A 19430-nucleotide genomic window follows, 5' to 3' on the forward strand; every position below is an offset into this window, starting at 1 on the left:
CATGGGTAGCGCTGCGCGCTACTTCGCGAGCTGAAGCTCCCTCCCACCCAGTTCACGCCAACGCCAGTCTGCGATGGTCCAAAAAACGTCAGGCGGCTTGCAGGCCGATAATTCTTGTACAGACACTGTACCAGGCAAAAGGTGCCGCCCGCCATCCCGGAAACTGGCTCGCTCTCGGGCTATACGCCCCTTGACCCTGCCCGCCGCCGCTTTTCCTTCAGGGTGCCCCGCCCGCCAGCTCGCCCCAGCCGAGCTGCAAGATACTCCTACTCCCCTGCAAGATTCTCCAAGCGTAACCGCTTTGTAACGGCGATGATCAGACCCGTGAGCGACCGGAAAGGCCGGCGCTCCGAAACAACGCAACGCAGTTTTGATGACGCTATCCATGGGAGAACGGTCATGAACAAGCTGATGCAAGGGGTCGAAAAATTCTGGAAGGATGAGGAGGGTGCTGAGACGGTGGAGTGGGTACTGGTTGCAGCACTGATGGTGGCTGCATTCGTTGCGGGATATGCAATGCTTGGCGATGAGATTTCAGATGTCTTCACTCAGATTGCAGCTCAGCTTGGTGCTGCAGCAACTGAAATAACTCCGTAGCCTATTGTGGAAGAATAGGGTGCTTTTGTGTAGCGCCTTATTCTTCCATCGATTTATTTATATGAGGATAAGACTTGATGGGGTCGTTTCTGATTGTCGGGGTTTTGCTGGTGGCGCTGATGTTAGTTGCTTCCATTGTGGATCTCCACAGGCGACGCATTCCCAACCCTCTTGTTCTGGCCGGGGCCGTTATCGGGCTGCTGCTGCAGGGAGTGCTGGCAGGCTCAAGCGGTGTCCTGGCCGCCATCACCGGGTTGCTGGTCGGGATGGTGGTCTTTATGCCGGGCTATCTGATGGGCTTTACCGGCGCGGGGGATGCCAAGCTGATGGCAGCTATCGGTACCTTTCTGGGTCCGCTTGGGGCTTTTCAGGCCGCATTGGCCAGCATCCTGGCGGGGGCAGTGATCGCCGTCGGCTATATCGGTTTTGCGGTGCTCTTTCGCCAGTCAGCGTCGCCAATGACGCGCTATGGGTTGATGGCAAAGACCCTGGCGGTGACCGGTAGACCGATCTATATCAAACCGGAAAAGGGCGAGGTGATGGGGAGGAAATTTCCCTTTGCGGTGTCGATTGCGATTGGTACGACGGGGTGGATGGTTTGGCAGTGGCTGTGACAGGGGCGAGGTTTGAGGGACGAGGGACGAGAAAAGAGGTGAGAGGGGCGAGGTGTGTGAGGGACGAGGTGCGAGGGGCGAGGGAAGAGGTGAGAGGGGCGAGGTGTGTGAGGGACGAGGTGCGAGGTGCGAGGTGCGAGGGGCGAGGGAAGAGGTGAGAGGTTCGAGGGATGAGGTGAGAGGGATGAGGTGAGAGGGATGAGGTGAGAGGGACGAGGTGAGAGGGGCGAGGTGCGAGGTGCGAGGGAAGAGAGGCTGGGAAGTTGCCAGCGGATATTGCCAGGTTTTTCGGGTGTTTGACTGAGTTTTGTAACCAAGTATTTCTTGAAAAAGAGGTGGGCCATGAGCGTCGATGTCGCCGAGTTACAGCCGGATAGCCCCGGTCCCCGGGAGGCGGCCCTGGCCGCTCCGCGCCCCGGCACGGTGGCGGAGACCGGGCTCTCGGCGCTCTACCTGGGGGACCTGCTGGTCAAGCAGCTCTTCGAGCAGGGGGTGCTGGACCTGCACCAGCTCAGCCGCGAGAGTGGGCTGGCCGGCAGCGTGGTGGAGGAGGTGTGCCGCTTCCTGCGGGAGGAGGGCCGGGTGGAGGTGCGCGGCCAGGGGGGCAGCGGGGCGCTGCGCTTCGGGCTCACCGACCGCGGCCGCGCCTCGGCGCTGGAGGCGCTGGGCCGCGACGGCTACAGCGGCATCGCCCCGGTCAGCCTGGAGGACTACTGCGAGCGCGTTCGCGCCCAGGCGCTCAGTGATGTGGCGGTGCGCCGCGAGCGTGTCGTGGCGGCCTTCGCCGATACGGTGATCGACCCGGGCCTGCTCGACCAGCTGGGCCCCGGGCTGCACTCCGGCCGGGCCATGTTTATCCACGGCGAGGCGGGCACCGGCAAGAGCTATATCGCCCGGCGCCTGGTGCGGCTGCTGGAGGGCGAGGTGCTGATCCCCCACGCCATCCTGGTGGGGGGCAAGGCGGTGCGCTGCTTCGACCCCGCCGTGCACCACTCCCTGGAGGCTCCGGTCGAGGCCGGTGCCTCCTCCCGGCTCTTCCTGGGCCAGGGCCACGACCCGCGCTACGTGCGCTGCCGGCGACCCTGCGTGGTCACCGGCGGCGAGCTCACCATGGAGCGCCTGGAGATCCAGTACGACCCCGCCACCCATATCCACCAGGCGCCTATCCAGCTGCTGGCCAACAACGGCATGCTGGTGATCGACGACCTGGGCCGCCAGCGCATGACTCCCACGGAGCTGTTCAACCGCTGGATCGTGCCCCTGGAGGAGCGCCGTGACTTCCTGGCGCTGGCCAACGGCTATCACTTCAGCGTGCCCTTCGACGTGGCCCTGGTGTTCTCCACCAACCTGGACCCGCTCACCCTGGCCGATGCCGCCTTCCTGCGCCGCATCGGCTACAAGATTCGCTTCGCCCCGCTTTCGCCTGTGGCCTACCGGGCCATCTGGAACCAGCAGTGCCAGATGCTCAACCTGCCCTTCGACGAGGCGCTGGTCGACTTCGTCATCGACGAGTTGCACGCCCGCTTCCAGGTGCCGCTGCTGGCCTGTCACCCCCGGGACCTGCTCAGCCTGGCCCAGGACCAGCTCTGCTACCGGGGCCAGCGCGCCCCTGACCGCGAGACCCTGAGCTGGGCCTGGCACACCTACTTCGGCGACTTCTCCGCCAGCGGGCGGGAGGGGCAAGCCGTGAACGGGAGGAACGCATCATGAAACGCAAAGGCATAGTCGCGATGTTCGCGATCTCGCTGATGATGGCCCTGGGCGCCGCCCTGGTGGCCATGAACTGGATGCAGGAGCAGGGCGGCGAGAAAGACGCCCTGGCCGATGCCAGCCAGGTGGTGGTGGCGGCGCTGCAGGTGCCCTTCGGCACCACCGTCCAGGCTTCGGACCTCAAGGTGGTGAACATGCCCCGGGAGGTGGTGCCACCCAACAGCTTCAACGACGTGGAGAGCGTGGTGGGGCGGGTCAGCAACCAGGTGATCTACCCCGGCGAGGTGGTGCTGGAAGGGCGAGTCTCCGAGCACCTGGGCGGCAGCGCCCTGGCCGCGCTGCTCGACCCCGGCAAGCGCGCCATGAGCGTGCGGGTCGACGACGTGGTGGGCGTGGCGGGCTTCCTGCTGCCGGGCAACCGGGTCGACGTGATCTCCTCCCGGCGCAGCAACAGCAGTCGTGATGATGTGGAGTCCCGCACCGTGCTGCGCAACCTCAAGGTGCTGGCGGTGGACCAGATCGCCGGCCAGGAGCGCGACAGCCCGGTGATCGTGCGCGCCGTCACCCTGGAGGTGACGACCCAGGAGGCCGAGACCCTGGTCAAGGCCACCCAGGAGGGCAGGGTGCAGCTCACCCTGCGCAACCCCCTGGAAAAGGACGAGGACAACGACCTGATGACCGCCCAGCGCTCGGTGCTCAACCTGCCGGAGCTTCAGCCCCGCGCGGAGCCCGCGCCGGCTCCCCGGCGCGCCGCCCCGGTTCAGCACCAGGTCAACGTCATTCGCGGCACCCAGGTCAGCACCGTCAACGTGCGCAACTGAAGCGATGAAGAGCGATTGGTGGGAGGGCGATTTATCGCGCGAAGTAGCGCGCAGCGCTACCAAGGCGGCCACCTCCTGGAGATAGGTGGGAGGGAGCTTCAGCTCGCGAAGTAGCGCGCAGCGCTACCAAACCAGGCGCCTTCGTCGAAGCGTCTGCGGAACCGGCCTCCCGCAACGATAAAGCTCCATTCATAAAGGCAGGGGAGAAACGTCATGTATATCCAGGACAACTCCAGGGGACCGCGCGACGCCATCAAGTGGCTGGCCCTGGCGCTGGTGACGCTGCTGGCCCTCTTCTGGGCGGCCCAGCTGGCCGCCCAGGAGCGGGGCAGCGTGCGCAACGTCTCCATGCCCATGGAGGGGCGTGCGGTCTCGGTGGCGGTGGCCATCAACAAGGGCCAGGTGCTGGAGTTCCCCCGCCCGGTGCGGGTGGTCTCGGTGGGCAACCCCGAGATCGCCGATATCGTGGTGATGGGCTCGCGCCAGCTCTATGTGCTGGGCAGGTCCACCGGCACCACCAACGTGGTGCTGTGGGACCGCAACGAGCAGGTGGAGGGGGCGCTCAACGTCACCGTCACCCACGACCTGGAAACCCTCAAGAGCAGCCTGCACCAGCTGCTGCCCGGCGAGAACGTCCAGGTGCGTTCGGCCCAGGACGGCATCGTGCTCAGCGGCGAGGTCTCCAGCGCCGAGCGGCTGGAGACCGCCCTGCGCCTGGCCAACCGCTTCGCCGGCGGCGAGGGCGCGGTGCTCAACCTGATGCAGGTGGGGGGCGCCCAGCAGGTGATGCTGGACGTCAAGGTGGCCGAGGTCTCCCGCTCGCTGGTCAAGCGCCTGGAGGCCAACTTCAACGTCTTCAACGTGGGCTCCTCGGCGCTGCGGGTGGGGGCGGTCAGCGGCGGGGCCAGCTTCCCCGACGCCGTCTTCGAGGGGGTGGATGGCCTGGGAGGCCGGCTGCCCGTCTTCGGCGGCGGCACCCCCATCGGCCCGGTGGTGACCGAGTTCGCCCCGGCCACCGCCACCATCGCCGACACCGGCATCTTCGCCAGCTACCAGCGCGGCGACTACCTGCTCAACCTGGTGCTGGACGCCGCCAGCCGCGAGGGGGTGGCCAAGATTCTCGCCGAGCCCAACCTCACCACCCTCACCGGCCAGCCGGCCCAGTTCCTGGCCGGCGGCGAGTTCCCCATTCCCGTGCCCCAGGGCAACGGCCAGGTGGCCATCGAGCACAAGGAGTTCGGCGTGGGGCTGGGCTTCATCCCCACGGTGCTCGACTCCGGCACCATCAATCTCAAGGTGGACGTCTCGGTCTCCGACCTGGTGCCGGTCAACAGCCTGCAGGTGGGAGTGGGCAGCGGGGTGAGCGCCCAGTTCTTCATCCCGGCGCTGGCCAAGCGCAGCGCCAGCTCCACGGTGGAGCTGGCCAACGGCCAGACCATCGCCATCGCCGGCATGCTCAACGAGAACCTGCGCGAGAACGTGGCCAAGATGCCGGGGCTGGGCGAGCTGCCGGTGCTGGGGGCGCTGTTCCGCAGCCAGGAGTTCGTCAAGGAGCAGACGGAGCTGGTGATCTTCGTCACGCCGCGGCTGGCCCGCTCCTTCGCCCAGGAGCAGGTGCGCCTGCCCACCGGCTCCTTCGTGCCGCCCAGCGACCTGGAGTTCTACCTGCTGGGCAGCTTCCAGCCGGTGGAGGGCAGCGGCGGCAATCCGCGGTCGCGCAACCCGCGCCCCAGCAGCTTCGACCTGGAGCTGATGTCCAGCCGCCCCGACGGCGGTACCGAAGGCCGCTTCGGGCATGACCTGTGACGGCCGGCCAGGTGGATTCCACTCATCAGGGAGAGCGCCCCATGTTTCCTTCACGCCAACATCGATCTTCCACTGCCCGCTGCTGGCCTGGGCGGCTCGCCTGGACCCGGCTCGTGGCCCTGGTCGCCAGCCTGGCGCTGGCCGGCTGCATGGCCCCCCGGCCGGGGGCCGACCTGCCCCCCTACGGCGACAGCGTGCGCCATACCAAGGCGCTGCAGACCTGGGAGCCTGGCGACGAGGTGCCGCCGCTGCACGGTGCCAAGGCGGCGGAGGCCATGCGCCACTATCGGCTGGCCCCGGGCGGCGGCCAGGCGCCCAGCTCGCTGCCCTGAAACCGGGTTGGGCAGGCGCCCAGCGACGGAGCCATTTCGACAGGAACACGATGACAAGCAGGTGACGCAATGCGTAAAGGGCTCGAGATACTGCTGGCGGGGCGCGAGCGGGGCGAACTGGAGGCCCTGGAGTCGCTGCTGCTGAGCCAGGGCGATATCCAGGTCAGCACCCGGCTGATGGTCAACGGCAACGTCGACCCGCTCCAGGGCGCCGTGCCGCTGCCCGATGCCCTGGTGCTGCTGGTGGGCGAGCACTGGGAGGCGGAGCTGATGGCGCTGTGCGAGAAGCCCGCCGCCGAGCGCCCGCCGCTGCTGGTGGTGGGCCCCCGGGGCAACGTGGAGCTGATCCGCCTGGCCATGCGCGCCGGGGCCCGGGACTTCTTCTCGCCGCCAATCGACGACGCCGAGATCTTCCACTTCCTGCGCGAGCTGGCCCGGGACCGGCGCCAGGACCCGGCCCGAGCGGCCCGGCTGACCGCGGTGATCAACGCCAAGGGCGGCTCCGGCGCCAGCCTGGTGGCCGCCAACCTGGCCGACGGCCTGGCGCGCCAGGGCCGCGACACCGTGCTGGTGGACCTGGACGTGCAGTTCGGTTCCCTGCCGCTCTACTTCAACGTGACCCCCGACCACGGCCTGGTGCGGGCGCTGGAGTCCGCCGACAGCCTGGATGCCCTGGCGCTGGAGGCCTACCTGCAGCGCCACGCCAGCGGGCTGGCGCTGCTGGCCTCGTCGCCGGAGGACCGGCTGGGCCTCGGCGACGTGCCGGAGACCCGGGTGGAGCAGCTGCTCGCGGTGCTCTGCCAGAGCCACGAGGAGGTGGTGGTGGACCTGCCGCGATGGATCAACGGCGCCACCGCCACCGTGCTGGAGCGTGCCGACAAGGTGCTGGTGGTGATGCAGCAGAGCGTGGCCCACCTCCACGACGCCCAGCGCCTGCGCGACATCCTGGTGCACGAGCTGGGCATGCTGGCCTCGCGCATCGCGGTGGTGGTCAACCGCCATGACAGGCGCAGCGATGTGGACCTGGAGGCCATCGGCGATGCCCTGCCGGGCCTGGCGCTCCATACCCTGCCCAACGACTTCAAGCGCGCCTGCCACAGCATCAACGTGGGCAGCCCGCTGCACGAGATCGCCCCCAAGGCGCCGCTGACCCGCCAGATCGAGGCGCTGGGCGAAGCGCTGGAGGCGCCTGCCGCCGGGCCGGGCCGGGCCAGGAAACGCTCGCTGCTGGGCTGGGCCCTGCCCGGCAGGCACTGAGCAAGGGGTAAACGGTGGGTGGGTGGGAGCTTTAGCTCGCGAAGTAGCGCGTAGCGCTACACATGGGGTGCCTGCGGCGCCTTCGTCGAAGCGTCGAACCGCCGGCAGAGTCGGCCTCCCACAATAAGATTGCTGCAAAGCTGGCGCCACTATGGATTATTCATCAGGAGACGACCATGAGCCTACGCGATCGGATGGCACTCGGAGCAGAGGGAGAGGCGCGCTCGGCCTGGGCGGCACGCGGGGCCGGCCAGCTCTCCCAGGCGGAGCAGGAGTACAAGCAGCGGCTGTTCCGCCAGCTGGTGAAGGTGATGGACCTGACCCTGCTCAGCACCCTGGACGAGCGCGAGGCGCGGCTGCAGGTGCAGCAGGTGTGCGAGGCGCTGATGAGCAAGGAGACCCTGCCCTTCAACGCCGCCATGCGCCAGCGCATCGTCACCGAGCTCCAGGACGAGGTGCTGGGGCTCGGCCCCCTGGAGACCCTGCTGGCCGACAAGACGGTGTCGGACATCCTGGTCAACGCCACCAATCCTATCTACGTGGAGCGCCGCGGCAAGCTGGAGCAGACCCTGCTGCGCTTCGACAGCGACGCCCACCTGATGACCATCATCGACCGCATCGTCTCCAGCGTGGGGCGGCGCATCGACGAGTCCTCGCCCATGGTGGACGCGCGCCTCAAGGATGGCTCGCGGGTCAACGCGGTGATTCCGCCGCTGGCCATCGACGGCCCCATGCTGTCGATCCGCCGCTTCGCGGTGGAGCGGCTCGGCGTCGACAGCCTGGTGGAGTACGGCAGCATCTCGCCGGAGATCGCCCGGCTGCTGGAAAAGGTGGTGAAGGGCCGGCTCAACGTGCTGGTCTCCGGCGGCACCGGCGCCGGCAAGACCACCCTGCTCAACGTGCTCTCGGGGTTCATCCCCCACAATGAGCGCATCGTCACCATCGAGGACTCGGCGGAGCTGCAGCTCCAGCAGCCCCACGTGGGGCGCCTGGAGACCCGCCCGCCCAATATCGAGGGCAAGGGGGAGGTGAGCCAGCGCGATCTGGTGCGCAACAGCCTGCGGATGCGCCCCGACCGTATCGTGGTGGGCGAGGTGCGCGGCGGCGAGGCCTTCGACATGCTGCAGGCCATGAACACCGGCCACGACGGCTCGCTGACCACCATCCACGCGAATACCCCCCGCGACGCCCTGACCCGCATCGAGAACATGGTGGCCATGAGCGGCTACCAGCTGCCGCCCCAGGCGTTGCGCTCGCAGATCGCCTCCGCCATCGACCTGGTGGTGCAGATCGAACGCCAGGAGGACGGCGTGCGCCGCCTGGTCAGCGTGCAGGAGGTCAACGGCCAGGAGGGCGAGATCATCACCATGTCGGAGATCTTCCGCTTCGAGCGGGAGGGCATGGACAGCGACGGGCGGGTGCTGGGTCGCTACGTGGCCACCGGGGTGGTGCCCGGCTTCCACGACTATCTCAAGCGCCGCGGGCTCGACCCGGGCCTGGAGATCTTCCAGGGCGTGGGGGCGCAGCGGCCATGGAACTGAGCAGCCTGAACATCCAGCTCTCCGACGAGGTAATCGTCGTTGGCATGATCGCCATTGCCGTTTTCCTGCTGATGCAGAGCTTCCTGGTGCCCGCCTTCGGCGAGAATCGAAAGGCCCAGAAACGGCTCAAGAAGCGGCTTCGGGCGATCTCAAACGAGGGGCAACAGGGCAGTGGATCGCTGATTCAGAGCAGGTACCTGCGCAAGCTTTCACCGCTGGAGCGGGCGTTGGAAAAGCTGCCGGGCATGGCGCGTGTGCATCAGCTCATCGAGCAAGCCGGTCAGGAAACGCCCGCCTATCGGGTGGTGCTCTACTCAGTCTGCCTGGGAGGAATCAGCGGGGTGGCGGGCTACCTGCTGCTGCCCCAGCCCACGCTGGGCCTGTTGCTCGGCGCTGGCGTGGCGGCGTTCCCGTTCGTGCGCCTGATGCGGGCTCGCAAGCGGCGCCTGGCCCGCTTCGAGGAGCAGCTCCCGGATGCGCTGATCATCATGGCGCGGGCCCTTCGGGCTGGCCATCCCTTCAGCGATGCCATGCACCTGGTGGCCGAGGAGATGGCCGAGCCCATCGCCGGCGAGTTTCGCATCGCCTTCATGGAGATCAACTACGGCGGCGACGTGCGCGGCGCCTTGCTGGGCCTGCTGCGCCGAGTGCAGAGCGTCACGGTGATGATCTTCGTCACCTCGGTGCTGATCCAGAAGGAGACCGGCGGCAACCTGGCCGAGCTGCTCGACAATCTGGCGGCGGTGGTGCGCGACCGCTTCCGCTTCCAGCGCAGGGTGCGCACCCTCTCGGCGGAGGGGCGCATGGCCGCCTGGATCCTCTCGCTGCTGCCCTTTGCCTTGGGGGGCATACTGATGCTGATCAACCCGGATTTCATCCCGATGCTGACCGAGGACCCCATTGGCCGACAGCTGGTGGTGGTGGCCTTCGTGATGATCGTTATCGGGATCCTGTGGCTGCGCAGGATCGTGCGCATCGAAGTGTAAGGAGAGCGTGAGATGGACACTATTCTGGCCTGGTTGCAGCCCCTGAACGAGCTGGTCAATGACCCAGCGGCGGCGCAGCTGGGCTTTGCCGCCCTGCTGGGACTGGCGATCTTTACCCTCCTGCTCGCCCTGTCAATGATCGTGATGGGCGCCTCCGATCCGCTGCGCCGCCGCCTGCGCCGCCTTGAAGCGAGCGGTGTTGACGGCACCGCGGGTTCCGAATCGGGATTCAGGGAGTGGCTGGGACCCATGGGCGAGCGGCTGGTGCCAAGCGAAGAGGAGGCCAGAAGCCGTATCGCCCGGGAGATGCGCCGCGCCGGCAAGCGCTCGCCGGGGGCGGTGAATCTCTTCTTCGGGGTGCGCCTGCTGCTCACGGCCGTTCCGCCCCTGCTGATGCTGATGGTGCTGCCCTTCCTGCGGATTCCGCTGAATATCGGGGCCTTGCTGATTGCCATGCTGGCGGTGATTGGCTACCTGCTGCCGAGATTCTGGCTTGAGCGGGCCATCAAGCGGCGCACCCAGGCGCTGAGCCGCGGGCTGCCCGATGCCCTGGACCTGCTGGTGGTGTGCAGCGAGGCGGGCCTGGGGCTGGGGGCGGCGATCCAGCGGGTGTCTCGTGATCTTGAGATCAGCCATCCGGAGCTGGCCGATGAACTGCATCTCTACAGCTTGCAGACCCGGGCCGGCATGGACAACAAGACGGCGCTGCGCGACCTGGAGGAGCGCACCGGGGTGGACGATATCCGCGGGCTGGTCACCACCCTGCTGCAGAGCATGCGGTTCGGTACCAGCATCGCCATGACGCTTCGGCTCTTTGCCGTGGAGCTGCGTGACAAGCGTGTACAGCAGGCCGAGGAGAAGGCCGCCAAGGTCAGCACCAAGATGCTGTTTCCGCTGATTTTCTGCATCTTGCCGAGCTTTCTGCTGGTAACACTGGGGCCGCCGATTCTGGGCGTGATTGCTGCGTTTTCCCGTCAGGGGCTGTGATCAAGGGTCGGCCACTGGCTTGACTGACCACGAAGCGAAGGAGCTGTCGTCATGATGACTGGAAAGAACACATTGGGCTGTGTGGCGCTGCTGCTGACCCTGGGGCTCAGCGGGTGTGCATCCACCAATCAACCATCGTCAGGAGGAATGAACTCGGACCTCTACGGCCCGCTGGGGGACGGCGGCTCCTCGGTGGCCTACGGCACCGCCTTTCCGGTGGCCTCGCCGGAGGAGGCCTATCGCAACGGCGAGGCGGCGCTGCGCGCCCGCGATACCGACCGGGCGCTGTTCGAGTACCTGCGTGGCCTGCGCATGGAGAGCCGCCCCCAGGCCGAGCCGCTCTATCGGGTCGGCATCATCCACCACGGCCGCGGCAACCACGAGCTGGCCCAGAAGGCCTACCGCTGGGCGCTGGAGATCGACGCCAACCATGTGGGTGCCGGTACGGCGCTGGGCATCGTGCTGCTGCAGCAGCGCGACTTCGACGCCGCCGAGCGCTACCTGAGCCCCATCGCCAGCCGCCGTGGCGCTCCCTGGCAGGCCCACAACGCCCTGGGGGTGATCGCCGACATGCGTGGCGAGCACGGCATGGCCGAAAGCCACTATGCCAAGGCCCTGGAGGCCGGCCCCAACACCCCGCTGGTGCTCAACAACCTGGGCTACTCCCGCTACCTGGCCGGTGACTGGCCCGGGGCCCGACAGTCGCTGCGCCGTGCAGTGAGCGCCAACCCCAACTACGAGCTGGCCTGGCGCAACCTGGGGCTGGTCTACGCCCGGGAGGGCGACCATGAGACCGCCATCGAGGCGGTGTCCCGCAACGGCGACCGCGCCAAGGCCTACAACGATATCGGCTATATCTCGATGCTCGAGGGCCGCTATCAGGACGCCATGGGCTTCTTCGAAGAGGCCATGCGGCTCTCGCCGGCCTATTACGTCACCGCCAGCGAGAATGCCCGCAATCTCGACAGCCTGCTGCGGCGCAATGGCAGGCAGGCCGCCAACTAGTGTTCATCACGGGGAGAGTGGCCATGAAAACGGGACGCTCGCTACACAAGCAGAAAGGGGCAGAGGTGGTGGAATTTGCCATCTCGGCGGTACTGCTCTTTACCATCCTCTTCGGCATCATCGAGTTCAGCGTCGCCCTCTATGACAAGGCGGTGTTGACCAACGCCAGCCGGGAGGGGGCGAGAACTGGCATTCTTTTTCGGCCTGATCCCAGGGATACCGCTGCCGAGGATGCTGCCATCGAGGAGGCGGTTCGCGGCTATGCCGAGCAGTATCTGATCTCGCTGGGTGGCCCGGCCGATATGACAATCAGCATAGAGCGGCCCAACGGCAACCCCATTCAGGCGGGTGACAGCCTGGTGGTCACCGTGGACTACCCCTACCGGTTCCTGCTGCTGCCGGGCTTTGTCGGCACGCTGGGAGGTCTTATCGAGATTTCCGCGGTAACCACCATGAGGGCGGAATAGCCATGAACATGCATCGTGATAACCCAACCCACCCTCGCGTCGGTGCAGCGCATCGGCAGCGTGGCGTGTCGGTTGTACTGGTGACAGTATCTCTTTTTGTCCTGGTGGGCTTTACCGCCCTGTCAATTGACGTCGGCAACCTCTTCGTGGCTCGCAACGAGCTGCATAATGCCGCCGATGCCGGTTCCCTGGCGGGGGCCAGGATGCTCTATACCCAGGACGGCAGCTCGGTCAATCCCGGCGCCAACCAGATCGCCACCGACGCAGCCCAGGCCAACAACAGCCAGAACACCCCGTCGGAGGTGATCAGCGCCCTGCGCGGCCACTGGAGCTTCGCCACCCGCACCTTTATGCCCAACGACTCCCTAGCCCCGGTCGACCTTTTCGAGCGGTCCACCGAGGAGCTGGACCAGTACGATCCCTTGAATCCCTTCATCAACGCGGTGGAGGTGGTCACGGCCCGCCAGCAGACCCAGGTGGAGGCCTTCTTCGGGCGGATATTCGGCTTCAACGGCTATGATGTCAGCGCCCGCTCGGTGGCCTATATCGGCTTTGCCGGCACGCTTCGTCCCGAGGATGTGGATCAGCCGATTGCGCTGTGTCAGGAGGCCCTGCTGTCAGACGGCGAGTACTCCTGCAGCGTTGGTCGCTTTATCCCGGAAGGTGACCAGACCGGCGGCTGGACAAACTTCGAACATGACCAGAGCGGTGCAACCAATGCCAATGAAATCCGCAATCTGGTCTGTGGCGATGGCAATCCCAACGAGATTCGCTTCGGTGAGGATATTGCCACCAACAACGGTCAGGTGCAGTCGGCTTTCAGCGATCTCTACGACTGCTGGGTAGAGGAAACCAACAAGGAAACCATCTGGACGCTGACCCTTCCAGTGATTGATTGCTTGGACGGTGTGGCTCCCAGCAACCGGGTAGTCGGTGCGGTGACCGTCAACATTGTCTGGATCATCGATCAGGCCAACCAGATCGACATGCGGGCGCCGCAGCAGATGGCACTGCCCCCGGAGGATAGCGAAGGGTTATCGCCCGGAACCTGGACCAATGATAGCGCCAGTGGATCGGTGCGCTGGGACAGCTTTGTTGATACCTTCAACCTGCAAAAACCCAATGGTGACATGGCCTATTGGAGTTCCAGCCCACAGGATAACGGCTGGCGGCAGAAGACCATTTACTTCCTTCCGAGCTGCAGCTACCACGAACCCAAGGGCCAGACCGGCGGCGAGAACTTCGGCATCCTGGCGCGAATACCGGTGCTGGTGGATTAGTGAGTCTTGATGGCGGGACATAACGAAAAACCGTAGGAAAAGCGCCGGCGGGGAGTTTATCCCCCGCCGGCGCTTTCGGTTGCGGGTTATGCGGTGGCAGACGTCTTCTTCCAGGTCAGTATGGAGTTTCCTGCTTATGGAGGGCGGGCAAGAGGGCGATATGGCCTGCGTCGGTCAGCGTTGCGTTGGGCAGCGGCTGCGGTGATGGCGAGGTCGACTGGGTCATCTCCAGCCGGTAGCGCGAAGGCGGCTTGCCAACGTAGCGCTGGAAGGTGCGGGTAAAGTAGGAGAGGTCGCGAAAGCCTACCGTGAAGCAGACATCGGTGATGGAGACCTTGGGGTTGGCCAGCAGCCGCATCGCCTCGCCGATGCGCCGATGCAGCAGGTACTCCTGGAAGGTGACGCCGGTCAGTCGCTTGAAGAAGCGGCTGAACTGGAAGGCGCTGAGCTCGCAGAGCGAGGCGATCTCCGCCTGGGCGATCTTGCGGTGCAGGTTCTGATCGATAAAGGAGAGGGCGCGCTGCAGGCGGCTCTGGTCGTCGCCGGCCGTCGAGCAGTGCAGCCGGGCCTCGTGGGGAATGCTGTTCTGAATTTCCACCAGCTCTCTTGCCAGCGGCGCCTTGGTCGTTGGCAATGCCGGACTGGCTCGGCTGGCCTTTTCCGGCAGGCGCACGCTGTAGAGCTTGGCCATGACCTCGAGAAAGCGTGCAATATCGAAGGGTTGTACGAAGTAGTCCCACACCCGGGCGCGAAAGGCCCATACCGCCAGGTGTTCCGAGTGGGCCTGGGTGATCATCAGCAGCGGCACGGAGGGTGTGGCCTGCTTGGCCTCGCGCAGGCTGGCGAGGCCCTCGAAGTCGGGGTAGTCGAATTGGAAGCAGGCGGCGATCGGTGGCCTGGTTTTCAGGATGGGAAGGGGGTCCTGGCCGGGCAGAACCGTTTCGAGGCGGTATCCCTGCTGTCTCAAGGCATGATGGTAATCATCATCCAGCGGTTCCTGAAGGTTTCTTACCACAATCAGTACGTAGTCGTGGGCCTTCATGATGCCCTCCCTTGTTCCCATTGCCAGCTTGTTGTCTATCTTTGTTTTCTTAATTAGTGGTTATTTTTTATTGGGTATTGCTGTGTTTTTTTGGTTTATCAGTTGCTTATCGATTGTCGAGCGCGTTGCGTCATGGCGGGTCTGTGTGACTGCTAAAGAAAGGGCTGTAAGGCGATTAAGCCTTTAGAATGAGATATTGGCTCCTAGTATCGGTTGGCTTTTTCATTTTTTGGATGGTTTTTATAAGTATTTATAGTCGCTCCGGTTATGGGTACAAGGCCATGAGAAAGGCTGGAATGTAATTTTTTGTACTCATGAAGCAGTGTTAACCAGTTAAGCGGATCTTGCAAGCGCGGGAGCTCAACGAGACTGTTGGCAAGGGCCCTGCCGATGCCCAGCGGGAGTCTGCTAGAATGCGCGCCCTGACTCTGGGCGCGGCGGGAAGAACGAGGCATGACCTATGACGTAGTGGTGATCGGCGCCGGGGCGGCGGGGCTGATGTGTGCGCTGACCGCCGGCTACGCCGGTCGGCGGGTGCTGGTGGTGGATCACGCCAACCGGGCCGGCAGGAAGATCCTGATGTCCGGCGGCGGGCGCTGCAACTTCACCCACCTGGCCTCCACGCCGGCCAACTTCTTCTCCGACAACCCGCACTTCTGCATCTCGGCGCTCAAGCGCTACCGCCCCGAGCACTTCGTCGAGCTGGTGGAGCGCCACGGGGTCGACTACGTGGAGAAGACGCCGGGGCAGCTGTTCTGCGCCGATTCCGCGAAGCAGATCGTCGGGCTGCTGCTCACCGAGTGCGAGTGGGCCGGCGTGGCGCTCTCCCTGAAGACCTCGGTGGAGCGCGTCGAGCGGCTGGGGGAGGGGATGTGCCTTGCCACCTCTCGGGGGCGCATCGAGGCCGGGGCGGTAGTGGTGGCCACCGGCGGGCTCTCCATTCCCACCATGGGCGCTACGGGCCTGGGTTACGACATCGCCCGCCAGTTCGGCCTGTCCGTGACCCCGACGCGGCCGGCGCTGGTGCCCTTTACCCTGACCTCCGGCTGGAAGGCGCGGGCCGAGGCCCTGGCCGGGGTGTCCTGCGAGGTGGCGGTGCGCGTGCGCCGTGACGGCGAAGCCCTGGGCCACTACCGGGAGCCGCTGCTGTTTACCCATCGCGGCCTCTCCGGGCCTGCCATGCTGCAGATCTCCAGCTACTGGCAGCCCGGCGACGAGCTGGAGATCGACCTGCTGCCGGGCGTGGACGCCTTCGCGGCGCTTTCCCAGGCGCGCCGTGACACCCCCAAGCGCCGGCTCTCCACCTGGCTGGGCGAGCCGCTGCCCAGGCGGCTCGCCCAGGCGCTGGTGGAGTGGTACGACGACGACCCCGTGCTGGCCGAGTGTGGCAACGCCCGGCTGCAGGCCTGGGCCGAGCGGCTGGGGGCCTGGCGGCTCAAGCCAGCCGGCACCGAGGGCTGGCGCACCGCCGAGGTGACCCTGGGCGGGGTGGATACCCGGGCGGTGTCGTCGAAGACCTTCGCCGTGGAGGCGCTGCCTCAGCTGCGCTTCATTGGCGAGGTGCTGGATGTGACGGGTGAGCTGGGTGGGCACAATTTCCAGTGGGCGTGGGCCAGTGGGGTGGCGTGCGGCAACGCCCTTTAGACGATGCCCGAAAACTGGCTGCGCTCGCCCATATGGCGTTAAAAATCGGCTCGTGCGCGAGTCCGATCAAAGTACTCATTTACACCCCGTAAACTCGCGCGCGAGCCCGGTCCGCCTTATCGCCGATTTTTGCCTGATCTGGCCGTCGCTTGCCGCCTTTTCGGACATCGTCTCGCGTCTTTTCCCTTGGTCTATCCTGCTGATAGGTATTCACGTCCCGAAGGGAGAGTCGCGACATGAGCATGATTGCCGTGCACGATGCGTCCGCCAGCGAGTCCACCGCCTTTACCGAGCGGGTGGTCGAGGAGGCGGTTCGCCAGGCCGAGACCCAGGGCTGGGAGGCGGTGCGTCTCACCGAGGTGGCGCGCGCGCTCGAGCTGCCAATGTCGGCGGTACTGACCGAGTTTCGCGACCTCGACGCCGTGGCCAATGCCTGGTTCCAGCGCGGCTGGCGGGCCATGCTGGCCCAGAAGCCCGAGACCTTCCACGACTGGTCGCCCCGGTCGCGAATCGAGCACTGCCTGCTGGCGTGGCTCGATGCCTTCGCCGCCCATCGCCGCGTCACCGTGCAAATGCTGCGCACCAAAGCGCACCTGCCGCACCTGCACACCTGGGTGCCGATGGCTTTCGATCTGTCGCGCACCGTGCAGTGGCTGCGGGAGGCGGCCGAATTGGAGGCCCCCTACGGAACGCGTCGCGCTCAGCTCGAGGAGATCGCCTTGACCGGTCTGTTCCTGGCGACCCTGGCGGTCTGGGCCAGGGACAGCAGCGAGGGCCAGCACAAGACCCGGCAGTTTCTGCATCGGCGCCTGGAGCGCGGCGAAGCCTGGATGAAATGGGCGCCCGGCGAGTCGCGGGCCAGGCAGCGCCGGTCGACGGCTCAGCTGTAGGGGCTGCCACAGGGGCGTTGGCGGCGGTTTGTTTCGGTAGCTAGACCTAGCGCGTGGCGTCCAGCAGCCGCTTGGCGCGCTTGAGCATCAGGGCGCCGGCAGTCAGGCGTTTGGCGATTCGCAGCAGGGAGCCGGGGTGACGGGCGCTCTTGAGCAGCAGCACGCCGCCCACGCCGAGAAATACCGCCTTGAAGCGCATCAGGGTGTGCCAGCCCTCGTCGATCGGCCGGGTGGCGTCGCGCCAGCGGCTGGCCTCCACGTAGATGTCGATGCGCTGCTGCTCGATGGCGGTCAGCAGCAGGGCCTTGCGCTCGGCGCGTCGCTGACGCCGCGAGACGCGGTGCCGTCGCTCAGGAGTGCGATTCGTCACGGGCTCTCTCCCTTGCCTCCTGCTTAGCGACCAGTTCACGGTCGATGGCCAGCTGGGTCAGGGTGCTCTTGAGCAGGGTAGGACGGTGGGCCATGCGACGGGCCAGCAGGGCCAGCAGCACGCCGCCGCTGAGCAGCACCCCGGCACTGATGGCAATGGCCGCCACCCGGTGGGTGTCCCAGAACAGCACGGCCACCAGCAGTGCCAGCACCGCCAGGCCGAGCAGGATCATGACCAGGCTCAGGCCGATGACCAGCAGCAGGGTGGCCACCCGGGCCCGCTCCTCCTCCAGTTCCAGCACGGCGAGACGCAGGCGCGTCTCGCCGGCATCGAGCAGGCTGCCCAGCAGGCGCTTGCCGGCGCCGAATACCCGCTGTGCCGGTCCCTGGCTGGACGTCATCAGCGACGCCCGATCAGCATGCCGATCACGATCCCCGCTGCTGCGCCGAGGCCGACGCTGGTCCAGGGGTTCTCATGCACATAGCGGTCGCAGGCGTCCGCCTGGTGGGTCAGGGAGTCGCGGGCCTCGCCGTAGAGGCGTTCGCCGCGGGATTCGAGCCGGTCGCGGGTGTCCCTGAGGCGCTGCTCGGCGCGCTCGCGCAGCTCCTTGATATTGCTGCGCGAGTCGTCGGCGGTGGCGCTGACCAGCTCTTCGATGGTCTGGGTGAGGTGGTGCAGGTCTTCCTTCAGCTGCCGGGTGGTTTCATCGGTGTGGGGAGTGCGCGATGCCATGGCTGTCTTCCTCTGACGTTGAGTGACAGGCTCAGCATAGCAGCCGCGCAAGTGAGTTCAATCCGCTTGGTGTAGGGCCTCCGCTTCGGCTTTCAGGTGCTTCGTACTTTAGCGGGAGCTGAAGTCGAAGCGTCGAACCGTCCCTCCCACAGAGCCAGTTCATGCCAGTCTGCGAAGAACCTTCGCTCAGCGGGTGAGGACGCCACCGGTGAACAGCGGGTTGAGGCTGAAGCCCAGGCTCAGGCGGTTGCTGCGATGATCGTAGTCGATCATGCTCTCGCCGTAGCCGTAGTAGTACTGGACATGGGCGCGGATATTGCCGAACAGCTCCCAGGAGTAGTCGAGCTGGGTGCCCATATGGCCGGCACTGGGGTTGCCGCGCACCATCCAGCTGGCTTCCTGGTCACCGTTGATGCGTCGCGCGACGGTGATGTCCCCATAGCCCATGAAGCGGTGGATATCGGGGTTGTCGTCCTCGTTCTTCGATTCGGGGATTCGCCAGTGCGGCGCGATGCTGACCCCCCAGTCGCCGCGCTGGAACATGCTTTCCAGATAGACCCGGTTCCAGCTACGGGAGAGCGGCTCGGAGCGGCCGTTGGAGAGGTGGTTGAGGGCCACGCGGTTGCGCACGTTGGTCCAGCCGAAGGCGCGCCAGGCGTTGTCGAAATTGATGAAGACTTCCGGCTCGTAGTTGGTTTCGCGAAACGGCGACGAGGCATCGGTGTTATAGGCCTGCCACCAGCTGCGCTGGGTGAAGGCAAAGTAAAGGTCGCCGGTGTCGCCGAACAGGTCTTCGATCAGATTGACCTTGGCGCTGAACTGGAACTTGACCTCCACGTCGCGCGGGCCGTTTTCGCTGCTGATGTTGGCGAAGGCGGGCTTGTTGGGTTTGGCGTTGTAGCTGATTGGGAAGATGTAGTTACGCCGATGGGTGGTAATGGCGAGCGGGTTGCGTGTCGACTCGCGCTCCAGCTGGCGACGCTGGGCGATCTCCTCGCGTACCAGCTCGGCCTCTGGGTCCAGGGGGGGGAGCTCATCCCCGGGTAGCGACTCCAGCTCGTGCTGAAGCCGCTCGATTTCGCCGGTCAGCGACTCGATCCGGGACTCGATGGCCTGGCGCTGATCCATCCGCTGATCATCGCTCTGGGCCAGGGCGCCAGTGGCAGGCACGCCCGCCAGGATGACGCCGGCAAGCAGGAAGGAACGGATATTCATGGCGTGACTCGAAGCGAAGCGGTGAGAAGAGCATTCTACCCTGACTTCTACCACGACGCCTCGGCAAGTCAACCGCTGCAGGCGCCGTTTGCCAAAGGCCTTGCGGCGGCAGAAAATCAGGCCGCGTGCACCGG

General features: G+C 65.9%; 20 protein-coding genes. 15 read left to right on the top strand and 5 right to left on the bottom strand.

The features are described 5' to 3' along the window. Positions 1-399 precede the first annotated feature (399 nt). The 13 genes from ACZIYR_RS06020 to ACZIYR_RS06080 all read left to right on the top strand — a co-directional run bounded on the left by ACZIYR_RS06020 (position 400) and on the right by ACZIYR_RS06080 (position 13403). The gene (locus ACZIYR_RS06020) at positions 400-597 is read left to right on the top strand and encodes a Flp family type IVb pilin (RefSeq protein WP_483528556.1); all 198 of its coding nucleotides are present in this window, start codon (positions 400-402) and stop codon (positions 595-597) included. Positions 598-674: 77 nt separating this feature from the next. Then, on the top strand, positions 675-1211 hold the full coding sequence (locus ACZIYR_RS06025; RefSeq protein WP_483528557.1) for an A24 family peptidase: 537 nt from the start codon (positions 675-677) through the stop codon (positions 1209-1211). 342 nt (positions 1212-1553) lie between these two features. After that, entirely contained in the window at positions 1554-2921 is a 1368-nt protein-coding gene (locus ACZIYR_RS06030) for an AAA family ATPase (protein WP_483528558.1), read from the top strand. After that, a complete protein-coding gene (gene cpaB / locus ACZIYR_RS06035) occupies positions 2918-3742 on the top strand; it encodes a Flp pilus assembly protein CpaB (protein WP_483528559.1) in 825 nt (274 codons plus the stop codon). The genes ACZIYR_RS06030 and cpaB overlap by 4 nt, the downstream gene beginning before the upstream one ends. A 213-nt stretch (positions 3743-3955) precedes the next feature. Next, positions 3956-5548: a type II and III secretion system protein family protein gene (locus tag ACZIYR_RS06040; protein ID WP_483528560.1), complete on the top strand. Its 1593-nt coding sequence runs from the start codon at positions 3956-3958 to the stop codon at positions 5546-5548. Positions 5549-5589: 41 nt separating this feature from the next. After that, positions 5590-5880 carry a hypothetical protein gene (locus ACZIYR_RS06045; protein ID WP_483528561.1) on the top strand — a complete coding sequence of 97 codons (291 nt, stop codon included), beginning with the start codon at positions 5590-5592 and terminating at the stop codon, positions 5878-5880. A gap of 69 nt (positions 5881-5949) precedes the next feature. Further along, positions 5950-7137, top strand: a complete 1188-nt coding sequence (locus ACZIYR_RS06050) for a CpaE/TadZ family protein (RefSeq protein WP_483528562.1) — start codon at positions 5950-5952, stop codon at positions 7135-7137. 176 nt (positions 7138-7313) lie between these two features. Next, positions 7314-8678, top strand: a complete 1365-nt coding sequence (locus ACZIYR_RS06055; protein WP_483528563.1) for a TadA family conjugal transfer-associated ATPase — start codon at positions 7314-7316, stop codon at positions 8676-8678. Continuing rightward, complete coding sequence (locus ACZIYR_RS06060; protein WP_483528564.1) at positions 8669-9664, top strand: type II secretion system F family protein; 996 nt, start codon at positions 8669-8671, stop codon at positions 9662-9664. Before ACZIYR_RS06055 ends, ACZIYR_RS06060 begins: the two co-directional genes overlap by 10 nt. A 12-nt stretch (positions 9665-9676) precedes the next feature. Next, positions 9677-10651 (top strand): type II secretion system F family protein, encoded by a 975-nt coding sequence (locus ACZIYR_RS06065; protein WP_483528565.1) that lies wholly within the window; start codon positions 9677-9679, stop codon positions 10649-10651. A 51-nt stretch (positions 10652-10702) separates the two neighbouring features. Continuing rightward, on the top strand, positions 10703-11656 hold the full coding sequence (locus ACZIYR_RS06070; RefSeq protein WP_483528566.1) for a tetratricopeptide repeat protein: 954 nt from the start codon (positions 10703-10705) through the stop codon (positions 11654-11656). A gap of 23 nt (positions 11657-11679) precedes the next feature. Further along, on the top strand, positions 11680-12123 hold the full coding sequence (locus tag ACZIYR_RS06075; RefSeq protein WP_483528567.1) for a TadE/TadG family type IV pilus assembly protein: 444 nt from the start codon (positions 11680-11682) through the stop codon (positions 12121-12123). A 2-nt stretch (positions 12124-12125) separates the two neighbouring features. Beyond that, positions 12126-13403 carry a TadG family pilus assembly protein gene (locus ACZIYR_RS06080; RefSeq protein WP_483528568.1) on the top strand — a complete coding sequence of 426 codons (1278 nt, stop codon included), beginning with the start codon at positions 12126-12128 and terminating at the stop codon, positions 13401-13403. Between the two features lie 115 nt (positions 13404-13518). Here the strand turns inward: ACZIYR_RS06080 and ACZIYR_RS06085 are convergent, their stop codons facing one another. After that, complete coding sequence (locus ACZIYR_RS06085) at positions 13519-14445, bottom strand: helix-turn-helix transcriptional regulator (protein WP_483528569.1); 927 nt, start codon at positions 14443-14445, stop codon at positions 13519-13521. 453 nt (positions 14446-14898) lie between these two features. Here ACZIYR_RS06085 and ACZIYR_RS06090 point away from each other — a divergent pair, with 453 nt between their 5' ends. Together ACZIYR_RS06090 and ACZIYR_RS06095 are read left to right on the top strand one after the other, a co-directional pair. Further along, positions 14899-16089 (top strand): BaiN/RdsA family NAD(P)/FAD-dependent oxidoreductase, encoded by a 1191-nt coding sequence (locus ACZIYR_RS06090; protein WP_483528570.1) that lies wholly within the window; start codon positions 14899-14901, stop codon positions 16087-16089. A 236-nt stretch (positions 16090-16325) separates the two neighbouring features. Continuing rightward, positions 16326-16979, top strand: coding sequence for a hypothetical protein (locus tag ACZIYR_RS06095; protein WP_483528571.1), 654 nt, complete (start codon positions 16326-16328; stop codon positions 16977-16979). Positions 16980-17025: 46 nt separating this feature from the next. Here ACZIYR_RS06095 and ACZIYR_RS06100 read toward each other — a convergent pair whose 3' ends face one another. The 4 genes from ACZIYR_RS06100 to ACZIYR_RS06115 form a co-directional block, all read right to left on the bottom strand. Next, complete coding sequence (locus ACZIYR_RS06100; RefSeq protein WP_483528572.1) at positions 17026-17349, bottom strand: YqjK-like family protein; 324 nt, start codon at positions 17347-17349, stop codon at positions 17026-17028. Next, positions 17330-17749, bottom strand: coding sequence for a phage holin family protein (locus ACZIYR_RS06105; RefSeq protein ID WP_483528573.1), 420 nt, complete (start codon positions 17747-17749; stop codon positions 17330-17332). Before ACZIYR_RS06105 ends, ACZIYR_RS06100 begins: the two co-directional genes overlap by 20 nt. Continuing rightward, positions 17749-18081 carry an ElaB/YgaM/YqjD family protein gene (locus ACZIYR_RS06110; RefSeq protein ID WP_473032874.1) on the bottom strand — a complete coding sequence of 111 codons (333 nt, stop codon included), beginning with the start codon at positions 18079-18081 and terminating at the stop codon, positions 17749-17751. The genes ACZIYR_RS06105 and ACZIYR_RS06110 overlap by 1 nt, the downstream gene beginning before the upstream one ends. Before the next feature lie 186 nt (positions 18082-18267). Continuing rightward, positions 18268-19296, bottom strand: coding sequence for a phospholipase A (locus tag ACZIYR_RS06115; protein WP_483528574.1), 1029 nt, complete (start codon positions 19294-19296; stop codon positions 18268-18270). Positions 19297-19430 lie beyond the last annotated feature (134 nt).

Source organism: Billgrantia sp. NRB1 (assembly GCF_056921725.1).

Excerpts from the sequence above, each read along its gene's own strand:
- ACZIYR_RS06020 (WP_483528556.1), top strand. The coding sequence starts at position 400 with ATGAACAAGCTGATGCAAGGGGTCGAAAAATTCTGGAAGGATGAGGAG.
- ACZIYR_RS06025 (WP_483528557.1), top strand. The coding sequence starts at position 675 with ATGGGGTCGTTTCTGATTGTCGGGGTTTTGCTGGTGGCGCTGATGTTA.
- ACZIYR_RS06030 (WP_483528558.1), top strand. The coding sequence starts at position 1,554 with ATGAGCGTCGATGTCGCCGAGTTACAGCCGGATAGCCCCGGTCCCCGG.
- cpaB (WP_483528559.1), top strand. The coding sequence starts at position 2,918 with ATGAAACGCAAAGGCATAGTCGCGATGTTCGCGATCTCGCTGATGATG.
- ACZIYR_RS06040 (WP_483528560.1), top strand. The coding sequence starts at position 3,956 with ATGTATATCCAGGACAACTCCAGGGGACCGCGCGACGCCATCAAGTGG.
- ACZIYR_RS06045 (WP_483528561.1), top strand. The coding sequence starts at position 5,590 with ATGTTTCCTTCACGCCAACATCGATCTTCCACTGCCCGCTGCTGGCCT.
- ACZIYR_RS06050 (WP_483528562.1), top strand. The coding sequence starts at position 5,950 with ATGCGTAAAGGGCTCGAGATACTGCTGGCGGGGCGCGAGCGGGGCGAA.
- ACZIYR_RS06055 (WP_483528563.1), top strand. The coding sequence starts at position 7,314 with ATGAGCCTACGCGATCGGATGGCACTCGGAGCAGAGGGAGAGGCGCGC.
- ACZIYR_RS06060 (WP_483528564.1), top strand. The coding sequence starts at position 8,669 with ATGGAACTGAGCAGCCTGAACATCCAGCTCTCCGACGAGGTAATCGTC.
- ACZIYR_RS06065 (WP_483528565.1), top strand. The coding sequence starts at position 9,677 with ATGGACACTATTCTGGCCTGGTTGCAGCCCCTGAACGAGCTGGTCAAT.
- ACZIYR_RS06070 (WP_483528566.1), top strand. The coding sequence starts at position 10,703 with ATGATGACTGGAAAGAACACATTGGGCTGTGTGGCGCTGCTGCTGACC.
- ACZIYR_RS06075 (WP_483528567.1), top strand. The coding sequence starts at position 11,680 with ATGAAAACGGGACGCTCGCTACACAAGCAGAAAGGGGCAGAGGTGGTG.
- ACZIYR_RS06080 (WP_483528568.1), top strand. The coding sequence starts at position 12,126 with ATGAACATGCATCGTGATAACCCAACCCACCCTCGCGTCGGTGCAGCG.
- ACZIYR_RS06085 (WP_483528569.1), bottom strand. The coding sequence starts at position 14,445 with ATGAAGGCCCACGACTACGTACTGATTGTGGTAAGAAACCTTCAGGAA.
- ACZIYR_RS06090 (WP_483528570.1), top strand. The coding sequence starts at position 14,899 with ATGACCTATGACGTAGTGGTGATCGGCGCCGGGGCGGCGGGGCTGATG.
- ACZIYR_RS06095 (WP_483528571.1), top strand. The coding sequence starts at position 16,326 with ATGAGCATGATTGCCGTGCACGATGCGTCCGCCAGCGAGTCCACCGCC.
- ACZIYR_RS06105 (WP_483528573.1), bottom strand. The coding sequence starts at position 17,749 with ATGACGTCCAGCCAGGGACCGGCACAGCGGGTATTCGGCGCCGGCAAG.
- ACZIYR_RS06110 (WP_473032874.1), bottom strand. The coding sequence starts at position 18,081 with ATGGCATCGCGCACTCCCCACACCGATGAAACCACCCGGCAGCTGAAG.
- ACZIYR_RS06115 (WP_483528574.1), bottom strand. The coding sequence starts at position 19,296 with ATGAATATCCGTTCCTTCCTGCTTGCCGGCGTCATCCTGGCGGGCGTG.